The organism is Vibrio scophthalmi (assembly GCF_040869025.1).
Lineage (GTDB): Bacteria > Pseudomonadota > Gammaproteobacteria > Enterobacterales > Vibrionaceae > Vibrio > Vibrio scophthalmi.
Genome location: NZ_CP134272.1, coordinates 181,309 through 199,717 on the forward strand (window position 1 = coordinate 181,309; position 18,409 = coordinate 199,717).

The window sequence follows — 18,409 nt, forward strand, 5'->3', positions numbered from 1 at the left end:
TTTCGCGCGCACTGTTTTAGCGCCGTGGTTATGTTCGGTAAATTTCGAGCAAACTGCACAAAAAACGCTATAAGCGACTGCGATCGATGACGATTCATCTCTTATCATACTAGGTGCGACACTTTTTCACTCCTATCGGCCTTGCCGAAGAGAAAAATGTTATGCATAAAAAGAAAACTTCCCGAACTGTGCTGAACCACTACTCAGCATGGAAATACGTTGTGCTAATCACAACGGTCATCATCATGTTGTTCAGCGCCTTACCCTCTTGGTTTGGTGAAAACGCCGCCGTGATCATGAATCACAAAGCAGCACCAATTTCTGTTGTGACAGCGCAGCAACAACTTGATGCTCACAATATTGCAGTGAAGCGTATCAGCCAACAAGACAACGAAACCACAGTTGTACTTGAACACGCGAACGACCAAAACAAAGCCAAAAACATCTTGGCTGACTTTGCGCCAAAAGAAGATATCGTCACACTGGCCATGGTACCAGCCGCACCCACTTGGTTACTCTACATGGGCTTCAAGCCGATTAAACTTGGCCTAGATCTACGCGGTGGCGTGCAATTCTTACTTGATGTGGATATGAAAGAAGTCTTCCGCTCTCATGCTGAGCAAGCGCAAGATTCTATTAAAGATTACGCTCGTGAAGAACGCATTCGTGGTGTTCGCGTCGAAGCCGATCGCGATGCCGATATCAGCATAAAAGCACCGAATGAAGAGTCAGTTGCCACCCTGCGTAAATACATCAACCAACAATTCCCTCAATGGGTGGTGAAAGGTGAAGGTGATAACGGTTTGACGATGGCACTAGCGGATTCTGAAAAACAGACGCTAACCAGTCTAACCGTGCAACAGAACTTGCAAACCATGCGTAGCCGTATCGAAGAGCTTGGTATCACTGAAGCGGCAGTACAACGCCAAGGTGAACATCGTATTCGTATCGAACTACCGGGTGTACAAGATCCAGCGGCAGCGAAAAACGTTATCGGGGCGACTGCTAGTCTTGCGTTCTATGAAGTGAAGCCAGAGCGTATGGCTGGCACTGAAATGATCATGGATAAAGATGGTCGCCCAGTACATGTGACTCGTAAACCAGTCCTAACCGGTGAACACATCGTCGACGCACGTGCAGGAATGGGCGAGATGGGTATGCCGGAAGTTAACATCAGCCTCGATTCAGCGGGCGGTAAAATGATGTCTGACTTCTCAGGTAAGCACATCGGTAAACCAATGGCGACGGGTTACAGTGAATACAGCCGTGATGCCAATGGCAACGTTGAGCAATCAAACACCATTATCAGCGTTGCAACCATCCAATCTCAGCTGGGTAACCGTTTTAGAATTACCGGTGTTGGCCAGCTCAATGATGCACAAGATCTCGCGCTATTACTGCGTGCAGGTTCGCTAACCGCGCCAGTCACCATCGTTGAAGAACGAACTATCGGCCCATCTTTAGGCGCTGAAAACATCCAAAATGGTTTTGCCGCTCTTGCGCTTGGTATGGGGCTCACTCTGTTATTTATGGCAGTTTGGTACCGTAAACTGGGTTGGGTGGCAAACGGTGCTTTGCTGATCAACATGGTGATGCTACTTGGCCTCATTGCCCTCTTACCTGGTGCGGTATTAACACTACCGGGTATCGCAGGTTTGGTATTAACCATTGGTATGGCGGTAGATACCAACGTACTTATTTTTGAACGAATTAAAGAAAAACTTCGTGAAGGTCGCAGCCTTGCTCAATCCATTGATCTTGGTTTTAGCAGCGCGTTTGCCACCATCCTTGACTCCAACATCACGACGCTGATTTCAGCCGCTACGCTCTACATGATTGGTAATGGCCCAATTCAAGGCTTTGCCTTAACGCTTGGCTTAGGTTTGTTAACCAGCATGTTCACCGGCATTTTCGCGTCTCGCGCGATGATCAATTTAATTTGGGGTAAAGATTCACGTCGCGGAGTGAGAATTTAATTATGATTACCAATAAAACACTAACCAAATGGCGTCACGCTGGCAGCTTGATTTCTTGCCTGCTGATCATCGTATCGATTTTTTCTTTGGCAACTAAAGGCCTGAATTTCGGTCTCGATTTTACTGGCGGTATGATCAGCGAAGTGCGTTTAGATAACACCTTAACCGCAGCGCAAATCCAAACCAATCTTGAAGCTGCGTTACACCAGCCAGTATCGGTTGTTTCAACGGGTGATGATGGCCAGTGGATGCTGCGTTACGCCGCCACAGAAGATATTCAACAACAACCTGAAATTAGACAATTGTTGGCAAGCTTCTCAGACAATGTGGAAATGATTAACGTCAGCTTAGTTGGCCCACAAGTGGGACAAGAGCTGGCAGAACAAGGCGGCCTAGCGGTAATGATTACCTTGATGGTGATCCTCGCCTATCTAAGCTTCCGCTTTGAATGGCGCTTAGCATCGGGGGCTCTACTTGCGCTGATGCACGATGTGTTTATTCTGCTCGGTTTCTTCTCACTGACTGGAATGGAATTCAACCTTACGGTACTAGCGGCGCTGTTAGCAGTGTTGGGTTACTCACTCAATGACTCAATCATCATCTCTGACCGTATTCGTGAACTACTAAGAGCGAATGTGAAATTACCAATCGCAGAGTTAAACAACCAAGCGATCTTAAATACACTGTCACGTACCTTAATTACATCTGGTACCACGCTGATTTCGGTTGCGTCACTGTGGTTATTGGGCGGAGAGCCACTATTCGGCTTCTCTATCACCATGTTCATCGGCATTGTGGCGGGCACATGGTCAACCATGACCATCGCAACCATCATTCCTGAACTGACTCATCTAGGCCCTCAGCATTACGCGCCAGAGCCTATCTCTGAAGCGCCATAACCCCTAGGGTAAAGCGTGATAACTTAGATAGTCGTTAATCGGTATAATATAAAGTGCAATAATCAAATCAGACCCTCAGGGTCTGATTTTTTTTACTTGATGAACATCGCTGCCATGACTTTCTTCATCCACTTCCGGTGCTGAATAATCCAGCGAGCACGCGGTAACCAACTTGGCGTCGTCAAGACTGTCTTCGCTTTCGACAAACTGCGAAACCCTTCCACACCGTGATAATGCCCCATACCGGAAGCCCCTATCCCACCAAACGGCGCATCATGTGCTGAAACGTGCAATAAGGTATCATTGATACACAGACCACCGCTGTGTGTCTGGTGGCTAACCTGTTCAATTAACGTTTTATCGTTACTCATTAAATAGAGCGCTAATGGCCGTGGGCGATTTTCGATATATTCGATTGCTTGGTCAACATGGTGATAACCGATAATCGGTAAAATAGGGCCAAAAATCTCTTCCTCGGTCACCAACATATCATCACTGAGAGTGGTGATCAGATGTGGCAGCATCTCACGCTCACCGAGAGGCACATCTTCGATAGTGTAAACCTTGCCGCCTTTTAGTTTGGCATCTTCGATATAACGGATTAAACGCTCAAACTGCGCTTGATTGATGATGCGTGTCATCGCCAACTGATGATTCTGATTAAGGTATGCTTGGCGATATTGGCGAAAGTAACTTTCTATAAAGGCTTGTTGCTGATCTTCTGGCAGCAAAACATAATCTGGGGCAACACAGATCTGTCCAGCATTGAGTGATTTGCCCATTAATATGGCCGCCACCGCTTTATCAATATCAGCATCCGGCGCAATAATAACCGGTGATTTTCCACCCAATTCGAGTATGACTGGGGTTAGGTTTTTCGCCGCTTGCTCTGCCACCATACGGCCAACTTGAGTTGAGCCAGTAAAGAGTAAATGGTCAAAAGGCAATTGAGAAAAATACTGCGCTATCTCAACCTCTCCTTCCACCGCGCAAACATAGCCATCAAGGTGGGCGAGAATCTTGCTCAAGATCTGATTTGTATTCGGGGTATGCTCACTGAGTTTCACCATCACTCGATTACCCGCAGCTAATGCAGTAACGACTGGCGCAATACTAAGAAAAATTGGGAAATTCCAAGGAACGATAACCCCCACAACACCTAGAGGTTGATAGATAACTTTAATACGAGAAGGGGCTAATAATAAGCCCGAGCGACGTTTTGATGGTTTAGCCCACTTACGCAAATTTTTACAGGTGTAATGGATATGTTCAATCGCCGGAAGTAAATCGCAAATCGTACTATCAAATTCGCTACGGTAACCATAATCCTCATCCAGCGCACGAATCAGATCGGCTTGATGCTCAATTAATGCCTGCTTAAGCTGCATTAAGATCTGCAAACGATGCGACAGTTCTGGGTATGGCTGTGCTTGAAAATTCCCACTTAACTCTTCAAATAACACCTGTAATTCTTCCTGAGATTTTACATGCGCTTTTTGCCAACGATTTAGATCGACGATCTTCTCCATAACCTTAATACACTCTTACGATTCATCGACTTAAGAATAGCCAGTTTTAACTCAGAAATCACGGCTGTTCGATAGCCTCCTTGTAACCCACTTCTCTGGGTAGTAGACACCCCCATACCGAATAACATCAGCAGTAACATTATCTAAAAATGTGCTAAATAGTGGTTCCCCACTCCAAATTATAGTGATATGTTCTCGCCATCAGCATAAGACACTAAAGACTGTGCTGTTACTACTATATTTACTTGTTAATGGAAAGTAACATGGATAATGAAATCCGATTACGTGCTCTCGAGCAAACAGACCTTCGCTTTATTCACCAGCTAAACAACAACCGTTCAATCATGTCATATTGGTTTGAAGAACCGTATGAATCGTACTACGAGCTGGAAGACCTCTACCGTAAACACATTCACGACAGTAATGAACGCCGTTTTATCGCGGAAAACTCGGAGAATCAAGCCATTGGCCTTGTCGAGTTAGTTGAAATTAACTCCATTCACCGCAACGCTGAATTCCAAATCATTATTGCGCCAAACTATCAAGGTTGCGGCTATGCTCGCGGTTTGATCAATAAAGCGTTGAATTACGCTTTTACTATTTTAAACCTGCACAAAGTGTATTTGCATGTGGCCGTCAACAACGAGAAGGCGATTCATCTGTATGAAAAAAGCGGCTTTGTTGAGGAAGGGCATTTAGTCAAAGAAATCTTCGTTAACGGCGAATACTGCGATATCAAGCGCATGTATATTCTTCAAGATAACTACCTAGCGAATCGCAATAAGCAATAGCACATTACTGATATCACAGATATATACGGCAATTGATGCAAAGGGCTTCTCACAGAGAAGCCCTTTTCTATTTAAGCCTGAGGGAAATTATCCAAGATATGTAGGCTGTAAAACCACAAAATACAATCAGCACCACATAAATTATTGAATAGAGGAGTTAAAGTACGGCCTTCTATTTTCATGGTTCACTCCTCTTCAGTGAGCAAGTATTTCTCTTATATAAAAAATAAGGCTATTTGTTGTATCGTTATGGCTAAAAATAAACGCAAAAATTCGGCTAAAAAAGAAAAAAAACACTCCAACGTACCACCTAAAAAACAAAAGCGATTCTGGCACAACCCAATCCTAATCGCCTTAGCCATTATCATTATTACCCCGTTTACCTCTCTGGTACTGGTCGGTAAAGACAGCATGATTAACGCAAAGCTTGAACATATCTGCTCGGCACTCGCAGCAAAAACCTACCCTAACGGCAAAATCGACTACATCAACAATAAAACGCAGATCTTCGATGATTTTGAGTATGCGTTAGCTCTGGAAAACCCAAACAGAGAAGAGATGGATGGAATCAGCTATAGAGGACAATATAATTCACTCGACATCGCTTACAGCTATGGTGAACGTTTTCAAACCCGAGACGTTAAGATCAAGATTCAAGAACTGATCGATGGCACAAAGCTCTCTTCGACTGTGTCGTGTCATTTTAAGAGTGAACTCGGATATCTTGAAGAAAGGTTGAGATTTGATCGATTTACTTATAAATCTGTCGAATATCCGAGTGGCAACGCATGGTTTGTCTATGATGGCAGCGTCGATTACATTGAGGTTGGCGATCATGGTTACTATGTCTCAATGGACTCGAGCGTACTAAGCCGATGGGCGTTTCTCTACAAACAAGTAAAAGCGCTGTTTGTTTAATGGCCCCCACCAAACAGGATGTGTAACACTTTAAAGTAGCATGGCCAAATCAATAGCTTCTTGGCATGCTGCTTACCTCGTTTGTATACAAAGTCACTGAATATTATCGTCAGGATCGAGCAAATACGCCTGAGCCTTTTTCCAGAATCAAGAGGAAGTCATGAATAATTCCAACCGCCAAGCTCATACTCTGACATTAGCAGACGTTGAATTTGACCAAAGCTCGGGAATGATTACCGAATACACGGCAAGCTACACCGAGATTATTATTCCTGAAACATTCAATCATATTCCCGTCGTCGCCATTGATGAAGAAGCGTTTAGCCGCTGTGACTTAACCCATGTCACTATCGCCGATTCAATCACTTATATCGGTGAATATGCGTTTCTCAATAATGAACTGACCAGTGTAACGTTGCCTAACGCTCTAAGCACTATTGAAGATGGTGTGTTCATGGGGAATGAGCTTGGTCAGGTCACTATTCCAAATTCCGTCACCTCGATTGGAGAGAGAGCTTTCTCTAATAATCAATTGACTGATGTGGCGATTCCAAATTCGGTGATTCGCATCAATAAAGGCGCTTTTGCCGACAACCAACTCAGCGCGATTTCGCTACCTGACTCGATACTAACGATTGGTCACAATGCATTTGATGGTGATCTACTGGAATCAACCCCTTTTTCTGCATCTGCTTTAGAGCAGGAGCATACCCTCACGTCAATCGACGTCGATTTTAATCCAGAGACAGGCCGAATCCTCCAATACTATTCCAGTTACACCAACATCATTATTCCAGACAATTTTGATGGTATGCGCGTAACCGAGATTGAGTATTGCGCCTTTCGCCACTGCCACTTAACACGAGTAGTGCTACCTCACTCATTAACCTTGATTGGCAACGGCGCCTTTGAACATAATGCGCTCAGTGAAATAGAGATTCCTCATCAAGTAGAATCCATCGAACGTGACGCCTTTGCTAATAATCAAATCACTCATGTCGATATTCCCAACTCAGTGAAAGAGATCGGCTATCGCGCCTTCGCTGAAAATGGCTTAACCAGCGTGATCTTACCTGAAGGCATTGTCACCATTGGTAATAGTGCCTTTATTGAAAATTCGCTGGCACATGTCACCATCCCTGACTCCGTCACTTCGATTGAGTATCGGGCTTTTGCTGAAAACGCCTTAACCAGTGTGACTCTGTCAAATAATTTAGTCACGATTGGAGAAATGGCGTTCGAAGAAAACCAGTTGACGAAAATAACAATTCCAGACTCCGTCACTCAAATTGGCGAATATGCCTTCAATGATAATGAACTTGAAAAAATGACGCTATCTCAGTCACTCGAGCGCATTGGTGAACATGCTTTTGATGGTAACAACCTAGACGAATTGGTCGTGCCAGACTCTGTCACCAGCATTGGTCGTTTTGCCTTCTTCGATAATGAACTCACCAAGGTGACACTCTCTGACTCATTACGAGAAATCCACGACTACGCTTTTTCCGTCAATCAGATCGCCAGTATCACTTTGCCTGATTCTCTCACCTTTATTGGCGAGCGGGCCTTAGCCGAAAACGCCCTAACTCATGTATCCATTCCACCATCAGTGCAAGTTATCGCTAAAGATGCCTTTGACTTCAACCCATTAACCAGTATCGCAATACACAGCCCGACGGTTTCGATTGCCCCTAACGCTTTTCCAGAACACTTACTCGATGCGACGCCATTTTCTCAGCATCAACTTACCTCGCCTCATACGTTAACCCTGAAAGACGTTAATTTTGAGGCAGAAACGGGCACTATTTTGGAGTACTTTGCCCGTTATACCGAGATTGTAATTCCGAATCAGTTTAATGGTGTCACGGTTGAGGCTATCGGCTCCGATGCCTTTCGCAGAAGCAAGTTAACTAAGGTGACCTTGCCTGATTCGCTCAAATTAATCGGCCATGCAGCCTTTACCGACAATAAGCTGCTTGAATTAGAGATCCCAGCCTCCGTGACAAGGATTGAAGAGTATGCGTTTTGGAATAATGAAGCCATCAAAGTGATCGCTTATAACCGTGATACTCAGGTGGACTACGCGGCTTTTGCGTCAGAATCAAGCGACGAAGAAGGTGACTACTATGGCTATCCTGAGGATGTCATCTACCGTTGATGCAGCACTGACACGATCACAATAACCAGACCCGCTTATGAGCACGCGAAAGATAAGAGTCATTTAAATCAGTTCGCTGAGATAAAAACAAAAACGCAGAGCTCTGATTGAGACTCTGCGTTTTTATTTGTGTTCAATTTATGAGGATAGAAGGCAAACCAAAGCGATCACTCATATTACCGGTCTAATTATTCGATCTCTTTCATCGCAGACACAACCGAAGGCTCATTGATCAGGTTAAATAGTAGACTTTTCGCTGATGAACGCTGTGCATCAGAAAGAACCTTATTCGGGTTCTCTCTCGATTGAGTAAGAATATTTTTCACAAAACGGCTGTTAGTACCCGACAGTTCATAAACAAAGCGCAGCGTATCAAGCAGCTCGCTCTGTGGGAAACTGTACACCGCCATTTCACAACTCAGTTTATCCATCGCCAATAAGTTGTTTACTACCGCTTTACGTTCAGAGTTGAACTTCTCTTTAGCTTCATGAGCATCAATCAGCGCTTGCACCCTGTCGGCAATCGCGACAGGGACTTCCATTGTTTTTGTTTTATGAGTCATTACTGATTCTCCTGCTCTAACTGATTCTATTATAAGCTTAAGTTTACGCGCTCGCGTATGCCTCGGCATCAACTTTAACTTTTATATGCGGCAATGAATGGAGAATTAACCGCACCATATTGCTACAGCTTGCCTCATTTCAAGCCTAATGCCCACCTTTGTCAAAACGATTGGACAAAATTACAGCGGTTGAATACAGCAACAGGAGTCTCAATACATCTTTTGATGTCAATCGCTTACGCGACATCACTGGTCGATTTAATCACAAGCTTATTTTTATTATCTCGGCTGCTGCGGATCAGCTCATCACCTTGAATCATGTTTTCTGACTTAGCCAAACGATCATAAAGCAGTACATTCACCGAAGCTGCAAGATTCATACAGCCAATCGTTGGTACATAAACGACATGATCCGCTCTATCGGCAACCTGTTGAGGAATCGAGCCATCTTCAGGCCCAAAAACATAAATCGCTTTGTCTGGATGCTGAAAATACGGCAGTGGCGTCGCGCCTTCTGCTAACTCAACACAGACAATCTTTACATCTTCCGCTAAACCATCAAGCACACAATCAGCCCCCGTCAATGGAATACTCTGAATCATACTCTTGGTATCAGTCGCAAACTTCACCGCACGATCGTAGCGTTCACCCGTATAGGTCACCGCATTCGCTTGATAACAGCCAGCCGCTCTCATTACTGCGCCGACGTTTTCAGGGCTTTTCGGGTTGATTAATCCAATGATGGTGTGAGTGTTATTCATGTTATGCGTCTCTGATCTTACATTGTCAGGCACCGTAGCCTACGAAGGGCGGCATTCTAGCAAATGCAGGCCTAGATTCAAAAAAACATCGTTAATAGACGCGCAGCAATCCTGAGTGCAAGGAGAAGGGTTAGCGAAGAAAACAGCAGAGGTGACGAGATTAATCAGCGATCATGGCTGAATGATGTGAGCCTCTGAAGAGAGGTGGGTGATCAGGTTATTGGCAATGCTCATGATACTTGAGCACTGCCAACGTCAACTTAGGCTAGCGTTTATGCGCCAGCTTAGATCAGATAGAACCGCGTTAGATTAGCGACGCTCACGCTTGATCATTTCAAATTCAAACTCATCAGGGTAAAGCACTAAGCCTTCGCCTTCCGCGTCAGGGAATACCACAAGAGAAAGATCATCTTGTTCTAGACCACGAGTCCAGCGGCTTTTCCATTTCGCTAAAGAGATTGGCTCTGCCGTAAAGCCTTCCCACTCATCGGTTGCCCATTGCAACGCGTGCTCTTCTGATGGCCATACTGGCACACACTCTTCATCATCCGTGTTCAGCAGCACACTGCCGTGCTCATCAATCAATAGCCAGATTTTTTTGCTTTCAACAATCGCTTTAAAAAACGCATCGAAACGTGCCATTGGGTCACGTGGTACAGTTACAGCAGATGAATCACTCATAGGTAGCCTTTTAATCATAGATACCTCGCCAGTATATCCTGCTTTTCTACTCGGATGTACTGGCTAATAGAGAATAAAACGCGCGCACTGAAATAGAATCACCAAAACGAATACAATACTTCTCACGAAGCCACGAACCAATAGCATTCTGTGGCAGATTGAAGATCAACAAGATTAGGTTGATGGCACCAACGAATTTGGTTCCTCGCACTCCGATTCTTGTTCTGCCTCTGGCTCTGGCTCAACACGCTTGGTGTCCTTATGGGGCTGATTGGTGTGAATCGCTTGGCTACGTCCATTATCTTTGGCTTGATAGAGCGCAGTATCGGCGGCTTTGACCAAATCTTGGGTTGAAGCATTCAAATCTGGATAGGTGGTGACCCCAATAGAGACGCCTAACTGACCTAACGATAGGCCTTTCATATCAAGATGTAACTCTCGCACGGCTTGAACAATCGAATTGGCCAGCAACATCGATTGTTCAATATTACAATTAGGGCTAAGCACCGCAAGCTCCTCCCCGCCTAATCGGCAGGCGACGTGCTCTTCACCAATGGTACGCTTGAGCAGATTCGACACTTCTTTAAGTACATAGTCGCCCGCGTCATGACCGAAATTGTCATTGAAGCGCTTAAAATGATCCAAATCGAGCATCAGTAAGGAAAGCGGTGTTTGAGTTTGACCTGACTTCACCCACTCACTCTCTATCGCTTCTTCAAAGAAACGGCGATTATATAGTCCCGTCAGTGGATCACTTAATGCTTGTGAACGTAACTTCTCTTGTAAACTTAAGTTGGCTAATGCAAGGCCAAGATGTTCGGCAATAGTGAAAGCAAGTTGCTTGGTTTCCTCATTAATCGCCTCAACTTGCGAATCGAAATATAAATGGAACATCCCCACGGTATTGCCATGTGCCGTTAACGGCACACATAAGGTGAGGCCACTCGTTTCACAGTGGTCCATATGAGTACAAGGCAAGTTGTGATGCTCATCTTGAGACAGATGATGCTTACCTTTACGCAGCGCCCAGCAATCTGAAGGCGCGTACACTTTATTGGCCGGCCACTCGCCCCCCCAATCAAGCTTCACTTCAAGCTGGTTACGCGACTCACGCATAATCGACACGCAACCATTTATGTTGCCTAAGATACGCGGAATGATGTCAGCAACCACACTCTGCGCTTCACTGATAGTATTACAAGCAGCCAGCATATTCGCCAACCGATGCAACAACTCGATTTCTTGGGTGCTTTTTCGAATCCGCTCTTCTTGCTTATCTCTTTCCTTATTCACCACATAGAAGATTTTGCGGTTGCTGTACCACAACGACGAGATCAACACGATAAGCGAACAACCCAGCAGCGCAAATACAATCAGTTCCAGATCGATCGCCATGGCATAAAGCGTCGTCATCGGCATCGCTAGCCGCAACACATAGGTTGTGTCGTGGCCATGTTCGTCATCCATCATCTCAAGTTTCTTCGCTACATACAGCAGTTCTTGGTTGAGTGTTGGGCTATAGCGTTTAGCGATACCCGGGTCACCCGAAAGCGCGGAAATGATTTCACCACGATTGCTGTGGTCATCAAGTAATGAGACTTCATGCTCAGTCAGTTGGGAATCACCCAAGACTTTTCCAGAGCTGTGGACGATGGTAAAGCGACGGCCAAAATTCGCTTGCGGGATCTCGCTGAGGAATTGGTCAATCTCTGCCGCTTCCATGTCATACAAGTCCAGTTGTGAGCGTTGCATTTCAAACGAGACATCTTCGATAAGACCAAACATATAGCCACTGACAATTTTAGTCAGCCACTCATCTAAGGTGCGATTGTAAAGATAGCCGCCAACCACCATCGAAATGGCAAGGGCGATAATGGGGAAATATTGGAACTGACTAAATGACTTCTTCATTGTTTCTCCATAAACAACGTGGGAATCGTGAAATATTTAGGCGAATGTCAGTCAATAAAAACCGTAAATTGAATAGGTTAGCCGACACAGCTCACCCATAAGTTTAGTCTTAAAATCGAATGGAGCTGATCAGGATAGCGCTCAATATTCATTTATGTGCACTGGGTTCAATTACGCACTAACAACGGCGAAGAAATGCCAAATCAATGTGGTACTCATCTCCTTATCAGATATAGAGATATAAAAAAGCCAGTCAGAAAACTGACTGGTTTTTACGTGGTGTATATTCTCGCGATGATGTCGCGTCGCTATCTATCATCCACTCTCGGCCAAAGCCGCGTAACATTAGTGGATAAACGCGATACAGCCTTGCAGGATCATTAAGTTGACGATGTCGATAAAGAATGCGCCCACAATCGGCACCACCATAAACGCTTGTGGCGACGGACCATGACGACTCACGATTGAGCCCATATTCATCACAGCGGTTGGCGTCGCACCCAGTCCAAAACCACAATGACCACTCGCAATCACCGCTGCATCGTAGTTGCTGCCCATTACACGGAACGTTACGTGGTAAGCAAAGACCGCCAAAATCATTGACTGCACGCCTAAAATAATCAGGAATGGAATCGCTAGATCAAAGATATTCCATAGTTTTAGACTCATCAATGCCATCGCTAGAAATAGGGACAATGATACCGTGCCAAGAATATCAACGGTCTCTAAATCCAATTTACGAGCTTTAGTCACTTCAAGAATGTTGGTGATCACCACACCAATGAACAATGCGTAAACAAAATCTGGGATCATTAACCATTTGATACCAAATGAGCTTACCCACTCTTCTACATAGCCAGCCCCAGTCACACAGAACAAGATCAGGGCTAAGCTCTCAACCACCTTCTTCGCCGTGACACGATCTTCCTCATGCTCGTTGTAAGTGACCAATTCAGGAAACTCTTGGTGCGTTTGGTTGGTGTGGCCGTAATCTGACTCTAACTTGCGCTTTTCAATCAAGCGTTGAGCAACCGGGCTACCAATAATGCCCCCCATCACCAGACCAAATGTGGCTGATGCCATCGCAATCTCGAGCACATTATCTAAGCCATAAACATCTTGGAAGGTTTGCGACCATGCCGCACCTGTGCCATGACCACCGGATAACGTAATGGAACCGGCAATAAGACCCATAAGTGGATCTAAGCCCAGCATACTCGCCAAAGAAACGCCTACAGCATTTTGGATAAGAATGTAAACCGATGCGACCGCAAGGAAAAGAAAGACCTTCGCGCCACCTTTAACTAACTGAGTGTAATTCGCCGCTAAACCGACCGTAGCAAAAAACATCAACATGAATGTGTTTTGTAATGGCAAGTCAAAAACCAGATCGATACCTTGGAAATGCAGCGTGGTGATCGCACACGCGACAATCAAGCCACCTACGATGGGTTCAGGGATGTTGAATTTCTTTAAGGTCGGTAATTTTGCGTTAATAAACTGGCCTAAAAATAGCACGAAAATCGCGACTAAAAATGACTCCTGTGGACCGACAGATATAACCTGATTCATACAACCTCTTTATTCCTTTTTCTCATTCCTTGAGTTACCGCTTCATTGTGTGAGCTATGGCTCGCGAATCAGGTTGCCTGTTGATAGGTTACATTACTAGGTTGCAGACCAACTCAATTCTCATTAATTAAGAATTAAATGTGAATTAAGCGTTAATTATTCTTTCCTGATAAGAATGATTAAATGGAACGCCGTTCGTAATTAGTAAATATCCTATTGAATTTAGTCAAATTCAACAAAATCACCTAGTGAGAAAAGTACGTCAATGCCATGATTGAGTCATGAAAATAATCTGGATGGTCGAAGAGAAAATGGGGCAGAGGAAGAATGAATGGAGAACAATAAAAAAGCCAAACAATCGTGTTTGGCTTTCGGTATAAAACGAACTCGTTAACTATCGACGATGATGGAAACGCGAACGATCTGCACGCTGTCTGGATGCGCGTTCTTTATGCGCAGAAGCCGCTTTTGCTTGAGAGGCTAAAATCGATTCAACCGTCAGTTCCATTGGTTCACGTGGCTCTAAACCATGTGGGAAAGTACGTGAACGCGGTGGTAAGTTGTATTCGTATTCCGATGCTTTTGGCATGCGTTTAAAGCGGTATAGATAAAAGTTCTCTACACGCTCACGCGCCCACTCGGTCTTTTTCAGGTATTTAACACTGCTAGCAATACTTGGTTTCGTGTTGAAGCAGTTCATACGCATTGCCGTATCAAGAATGACCCAGCCGTAATGATCAACAAGCTGCTGCAGCATGTCTTCTAATTTAAGGCCGTGCAGTGGGTTATTCTGCTGTAGTTCGATGCGTTCTTCGTCGGTCATAAATTCATGGCTCATGAACGGCTCCTTTATTATCAATGGCGCGCTTTCAGCGCCCCACCATACCTTTCTAAGGGTATAAATTAATTCATTACAGCGAATAACCTACATCGATTTGAATTACGGTTATTCGCCATTCTAAGGCTTAGTGCGCTAGATTACGCGGCGTTAAGAACTTTTTTCTGATGTGCCATGTACTCATCAAACGTACCTTGGAAGCTCACCAATTTTTTCTCTTTCACGTCAATAATAGACGTCGCCAGTGATGAAACAAACTCACGGTCGTGACTGACAAAAATCAACGTGCCAGTATAAACCTTTAATGCGCTATTCAGTGCTTCAATCGCTTCCATATCCATGTGGTTGGTTGGCTCATCCATTACCAGTACATTGATATCTTGCATCATCAGTTTACCAAATAGTAGGCGGTTCTTCTCACCACCTGAACAGTTTTTGGCTTTTTTATTGGCATCATCCGCCGTAAACAACAGACGACCTAAAATACCACGCACCATCAAGTCATTGTGTTTCACTGTACGCCATTGCGAGATCCACTCAAAAATGGTCAGATCGTTATCAAAATCTGCAGTGCTGTCTTGCGGGCAGTAACCGATCGAGGCATTTTCTGACCATTTCACTACGCCTTGTGTCTGCTCTAGTTCTCTCACTAGACAGCGTAGTAAAGTGGTTTTACCCACGCCGTTTTCACCGATAACCGCTAAACGCGTGCCCGCTTCAAGCAATAAGTTGCCTTTTTCAAACAACAGTTCGTCACCAAAAGCGTGGCCAAGGTCTTGCAATTCAAGTGCTAAACGGTGCAGTTTTTTACCTTCACCAAAGTCGATCGACGGGCTAACACGGCTACTTGATTTCACTTCGTCTAATTGGATCTTATCCATTTTCTTAGCACGTGAGCTTGCTTGCTTCGCTTTAGAAGCATTGGCACCAAAACGGTTCACGAAATCTTGTAGTTCGTTAATTTCTGCCGTTTTCTTTGCATTCGAGGCCAATAGTTGCTCGCGAATCAAACCCGAAGCTTCAAGGAAGTACTCATAGTTACCAGGGTAAATGCGTAGCTCACCGTAATCGATATCCGCCATGTGTGTACACACAGAGTTTAGGAAGTGACGGTCGTGCGAGATGATGATCATCGTACACTTACGTTGGTTCAACTCTTCCGCCAACCAGTTGATGGTATGAATATCCAAGTTGTTGGTTGGTTCGTCGAGTAGCAAAATATCAGGGTTGGCGAACAGCGCCTGTGCCAATAGCACACGTAGTTTCCAACCCGGTGCCACTTGCTGCATCAGGCCAAAATGAAACTCTTCCTCAATACCTGCTTGTAGCAAAATATCACCCGCGCGGCTTTCTGCGGTATAACCATCCATTTCGGCAAACTCGCTTTCAAGCTCTGCCACTTTCATGCCGTCTTCTTCACTCATCTCCGGCAATGAATAGATACGCTCACGCTCTTGCTTCACTTCCCACAGTTTACGGTCGCCCATGATCACAACATCGATAACATTGTGTTGTTCAAAAGCAAACTGATCTTGGCTCAATACGCCCAGTTTAAGCCCTGGAGTAATCGAAACATTACCTGAACTTGGTGTTAGCGCACCGCTCAAGATTTTCATGAATGTTGACTTACCACAGCCGTTCGCACCAATTAGGCCGTAACGGTTACCATTACCGAACTTAGCTGAAATGTTTTCAAACAGTGGCTCGGCACCAAATTGCATGGTGATATTATTTGTACTTATGATAGCAGTGCCCTCGAAGTAAATTTCTTTTAATAACAAGCTCTTAATTCACTTTCGAGATACTGTTAAAAAAGGTCATATTGGATGTGGCCGCTATTCTAGCTGATTCATTCATAAGGTGATATAGGTCACGTTAATATTGAGTGTAATTTTCACAAAAAAAAGCGCATAAATGGCCATCCTTGGCGGATGATAGATAGCAAAAACAGACCTTAACCGATAAAATCACCACCAAAGCGCTTAATCTAAATGCTGGTGCTGCAATATCGTTCAATACACCAATTTTACTTCACGCTATATTGTGGGTCGTACAGAAAGGATTGCACAATGAATAGTCTCGTTTTCGCCATGGTCGTTTTTGCTTTTGTTGGTTCAACGACACCCGGCCCGGTAAACCTCCTCGCCACCAGCACAGCCATCAACCATGGCAAACGCGCCGCCGCTAGATTTGTCACCGGTGCATCTGTCGCCTACGCGATGGTGGTTTTTTTAACCGGTGGTATGATGCAAACCGTTGCCGCACTCATCCCTAAACTCACCACGGTGATGCAATTTAGCGGAAGTGTGTTTATTTTGTATTTGGCCTACAGAATTTTTACCGCTCCCGTCGCCTCACTTGAGTCATCTAAAGAAAAAAAATCGGGCTTTTGGACGGGATCGCTCACACAGATCCTTAATCCCAAAGCGTGGTTAGTTGCCATGTCTGGCGTCAGCCTTTATGTTATAGGGCAAGAGAATGAGTATTTTTCATTGCTACTATTCACCGCGGTATCGCTTGTTTTATGCCTGATCGGGGTGGGCATTTGGGCTGTGATTGGCCGTGTACTGGCCAAATATCTCAATAACGCCCAACGATTTGTATTGTTTAATCGCATAATGGCGGTGCTGTTGGCTCTCTCGGTTGGGGCAATATGGATATAATGCCGCCAAAGCCAACTTTATAAAAAGCCTATCACAATGGCTATCATTCAAGGATCGTGACGAAAGATGAAAAAAGATGACAGTGTCAGTTTTACACAAAGTACATTGTTGCCTTGGATTGAGTTAAGAACAGCCAATCAAAGCTCGGCCTGTTATCAAGCCCATTCCCATGATGAGTTCTCTTTTGGCATTATCGATAGCGGTATTGCAGACTACCACAATCGCGACAAGCACTACCGCATTAGCCAAGGCGATCTCGTCACCATTAATCCGTTTGATGTGCATTCTTGCAATCCTGAAACCAGCACTTCCGGTCACGGAGCATGGTCTTATCGGATGTTGTTTGTCGACACGATCAAAATGGGCGAAGTGCAACAAGATGTGCTGCACAATCGCACCTCAAGCTATACACGCTTTGCTCGCGATTTAGAACGAAGTGAATCATTACAGCGGCGGTTTAACTTGCTATTTGATGCTCTCGCGCAAAACGTAAGCCGTCTGCAAGCTGAAGTTTTGTTGTTTGAATTTGTCGCCGAGTGCTTTATTGAACAAGGCGAACAGATAAACTGCTCCACTCAAAGTGCTCACCATTCCTCGCAGGCTCAACCTTGTCTTGCTCATGTGCGCGACAAGTTACTTGACCAAGTCAGTCACAATCATCATTTGCAGTCATTAGCCGATACTGTCGGAATTAGCCGCTATCAATTAGTACGGGCATTTAAAAACCAGTTTGGTCTTCCTCCCCACGCTTATTTGATGGATGAGAAAATTAAGCGTGCGAAACAGATGCTTAAATCTGGCCAACCTATCTCTGATGTAGCTTTGCAGCTCGGATTTTCCGATCAAGCACACTTTCAGCGCCAATTTAAAAGAAAGCTTGCGGTCACACCGAAATTCTACCAATCGCATTTTGTAAACTTAGCACCTAGCGCCATCAAGTAGCGCTCGCACAATTGGCTAATGATTGCAGCCTAATGACATCGACATAAATTCTTCCTTAACAGCCAATATACTTAGTTACTACCCATCCTCCCTACCTTTATCTTTTTGTTCACATTTTGGCTAAGAGTAGATTTGATCAAAATCATGTTTGCGAGCAAAGGGAAGAATACTACCACTTTAGGGTTAAAAACGACCTTTTGCCCATTA

General features: G+C 44.7%; 15 protein-coding genes. 7 read left to right on the top strand and 8 right to left on the bottom strand.

Translation table 11 applies throughout. The annotated features are described in order from the left end of the window. Positions 1-161 precede the first annotated feature (161 nt). Complete coding sequence (secD, locus tag RJD38_RS15720; RefSeq protein WP_065546530.1) at positions 162-1,976, top strand: protein translocase subunit SecD; 1,815 nt, start codon at positions 162-164, stop codon at positions 1,974-1,976. Between the two features lie 2 nt (positions 1,977-1,978). Then, positions 1,979-2,875 (top strand): protein translocase subunit SecF, encoded by an 897-nt coding sequence (secF, locus tag RJD38_RS15725; protein ID WP_005599884.1) that lies wholly within the window; start codon positions 1,979-1,981, stop codon positions 2,873-2,875. 92 nt (positions 2,876-2,967) lie between these two features. On the opposite strand, the gene RJD38_RS15730 is transcribed toward secF, so the two are convergent. Next, complete coding sequence (locus RJD38_RS15730; RefSeq protein ID WP_065546531.1) at positions 2,968-4,404, bottom strand: coniferyl aldehyde dehydrogenase; 1,437 nt, start codon at positions 4,402-4,404, stop codon at positions 2,968-2,970. A gap of 263 nt (positions 4,405-4,667) precedes the next feature. On the opposite strand from RJD38_RS15730, the gene speG reads away from it, so the two are divergent. The 3 genes from speG (at position 4,668) to RJD38_RS15745 (ending at position 8,271) form a co-directional block, all read left to right on the top strand. Next, positions 4,668-5,195 (top strand): spermidine N1-acetyltransferase, encoded by a 528-nt coding sequence (gene speG / locus RJD38_RS15735; protein ID WP_005599882.1) that lies wholly within the window; start codon positions 4,668-4,670, stop codon positions 5,193-5,195. 249 nt (positions 5,196-5,444) lie between these two features. Next, complete coding sequence (locus RJD38_RS15740) at positions 5,445-6,113, top strand: hypothetical protein (protein WP_065546532.1); 669 nt, start codon at positions 5,445-5,447, stop codon at positions 6,111-6,113. Positions 6,114-6,273: 160 nt separating this feature from the next. Continuing rightward, complete coding sequence (locus tag RJD38_RS15745) at positions 6,274-8,271, top strand: leucine-rich repeat domain-containing protein (protein WP_065546533.1); 1,998 nt, start codon at positions 6,274-6,276, stop codon at positions 8,269-8,271. 188 nt (positions 8,272-8,459) lie between these two features. On the opposite strand, the gene RJD38_RS15750 is transcribed toward RJD38_RS15745, so the two are convergent. The 7 genes from RJD38_RS15750 to RJD38_RS15780 form a co-directional block, all read right to left on the bottom strand. After that, the gene (locus RJD38_RS15750; protein WP_005599879.1) at positions 8,460-8,834 is read right to left on the bottom strand and encodes a hypothetical protein; all 375 of its coding nucleotides are present in this window, start codon (positions 8,832-8,834) and stop codon (positions 8,460-8,462) included. Positions 8,835-9,070: 236 nt separating this feature from the next. After that, positions 9,071-9,595 carry an RNA methyltransferase gene (locus RJD38_RS15755; protein WP_005599877.1) on the bottom strand — a complete coding sequence of 175 codons (525 nt, stop codon included), beginning with the start codon at positions 9,593-9,595 and terminating at the stop codon, positions 9,071-9,073. Positions 9,596-9,904: 309 nt separating this feature from the next. After that, positions 9,905-10,276, bottom strand: a complete 372-nt coding sequence (locus tag RJD38_RS15760) for a DUF2750 domain-containing protein (protein ID WP_005599875.1) — start codon at positions 10,274-10,276, stop codon at positions 9,905-9,907. 174 nt (positions 10,277-10,450) lie between these two features. Then, positions 10,451-12,187: a diguanylate cyclase gene (locus RJD38_RS15765; RefSeq protein WP_065546534.1), complete on the bottom strand. Its 1,737-nt coding sequence runs from the start codon at positions 12,185-12,187 to the stop codon at positions 10,451-10,453. 345 nt (positions 12,188-12,532) lie between these two features. After that, complete coding sequence (gltS, locus tag RJD38_RS15770) at positions 12,533-13,759, bottom strand: sodium/glutamate symporter (protein WP_065546535.1); 1,227 nt, start codon at positions 13,757-13,759, stop codon at positions 12,533-12,535. A gap of 394 nt (positions 13,760-14,153) precedes the next feature. Beyond that, a complete protein-coding gene (locus RJD38_RS15775; protein ID WP_038219336.1) occupies positions 14,154-14,582 on the bottom strand; it encodes a VF530 family DNA-binding protein in 429 nt (142 codons plus the stop codon). Positions 14,583-14,737: 155 nt separating this feature from the next. Then, on the bottom strand, positions 14,738-16,342 hold the full coding sequence (locus RJD38_RS15780) for an ABC-F family ATPase (protein WP_083163799.1): 1,605 nt from the start codon (positions 16,340-16,342) through the stop codon (positions 14,738-14,740). A gap of 324 nt (positions 16,343-16,666) precedes the next feature. On the opposite strand from RJD38_RS15780, the gene RJD38_RS15785 reads away from it, so the two are divergent. Beyond that, positions 16,667-17,260 carry a LysE family translocator gene (locus RJD38_RS15785; protein ID WP_005599865.1) on the top strand — a complete coding sequence of 198 codons (594 nt, stop codon included), beginning with the start codon at positions 16,667-16,669 and terminating at the stop codon, positions 17,258-17,260. Positions 17,261-17,326: 66 nt separating this feature from the next. Then, positions 17,327-18,202, top strand: a complete 876-nt coding sequence (locus RJD38_RS15790; RefSeq protein WP_065546536.1) for an AraC family transcriptional regulator — start codon at positions 17,327-17,329, stop codon at positions 18,200-18,202. Positions 18,203-18,409 lie beyond the last annotated feature (207 nt).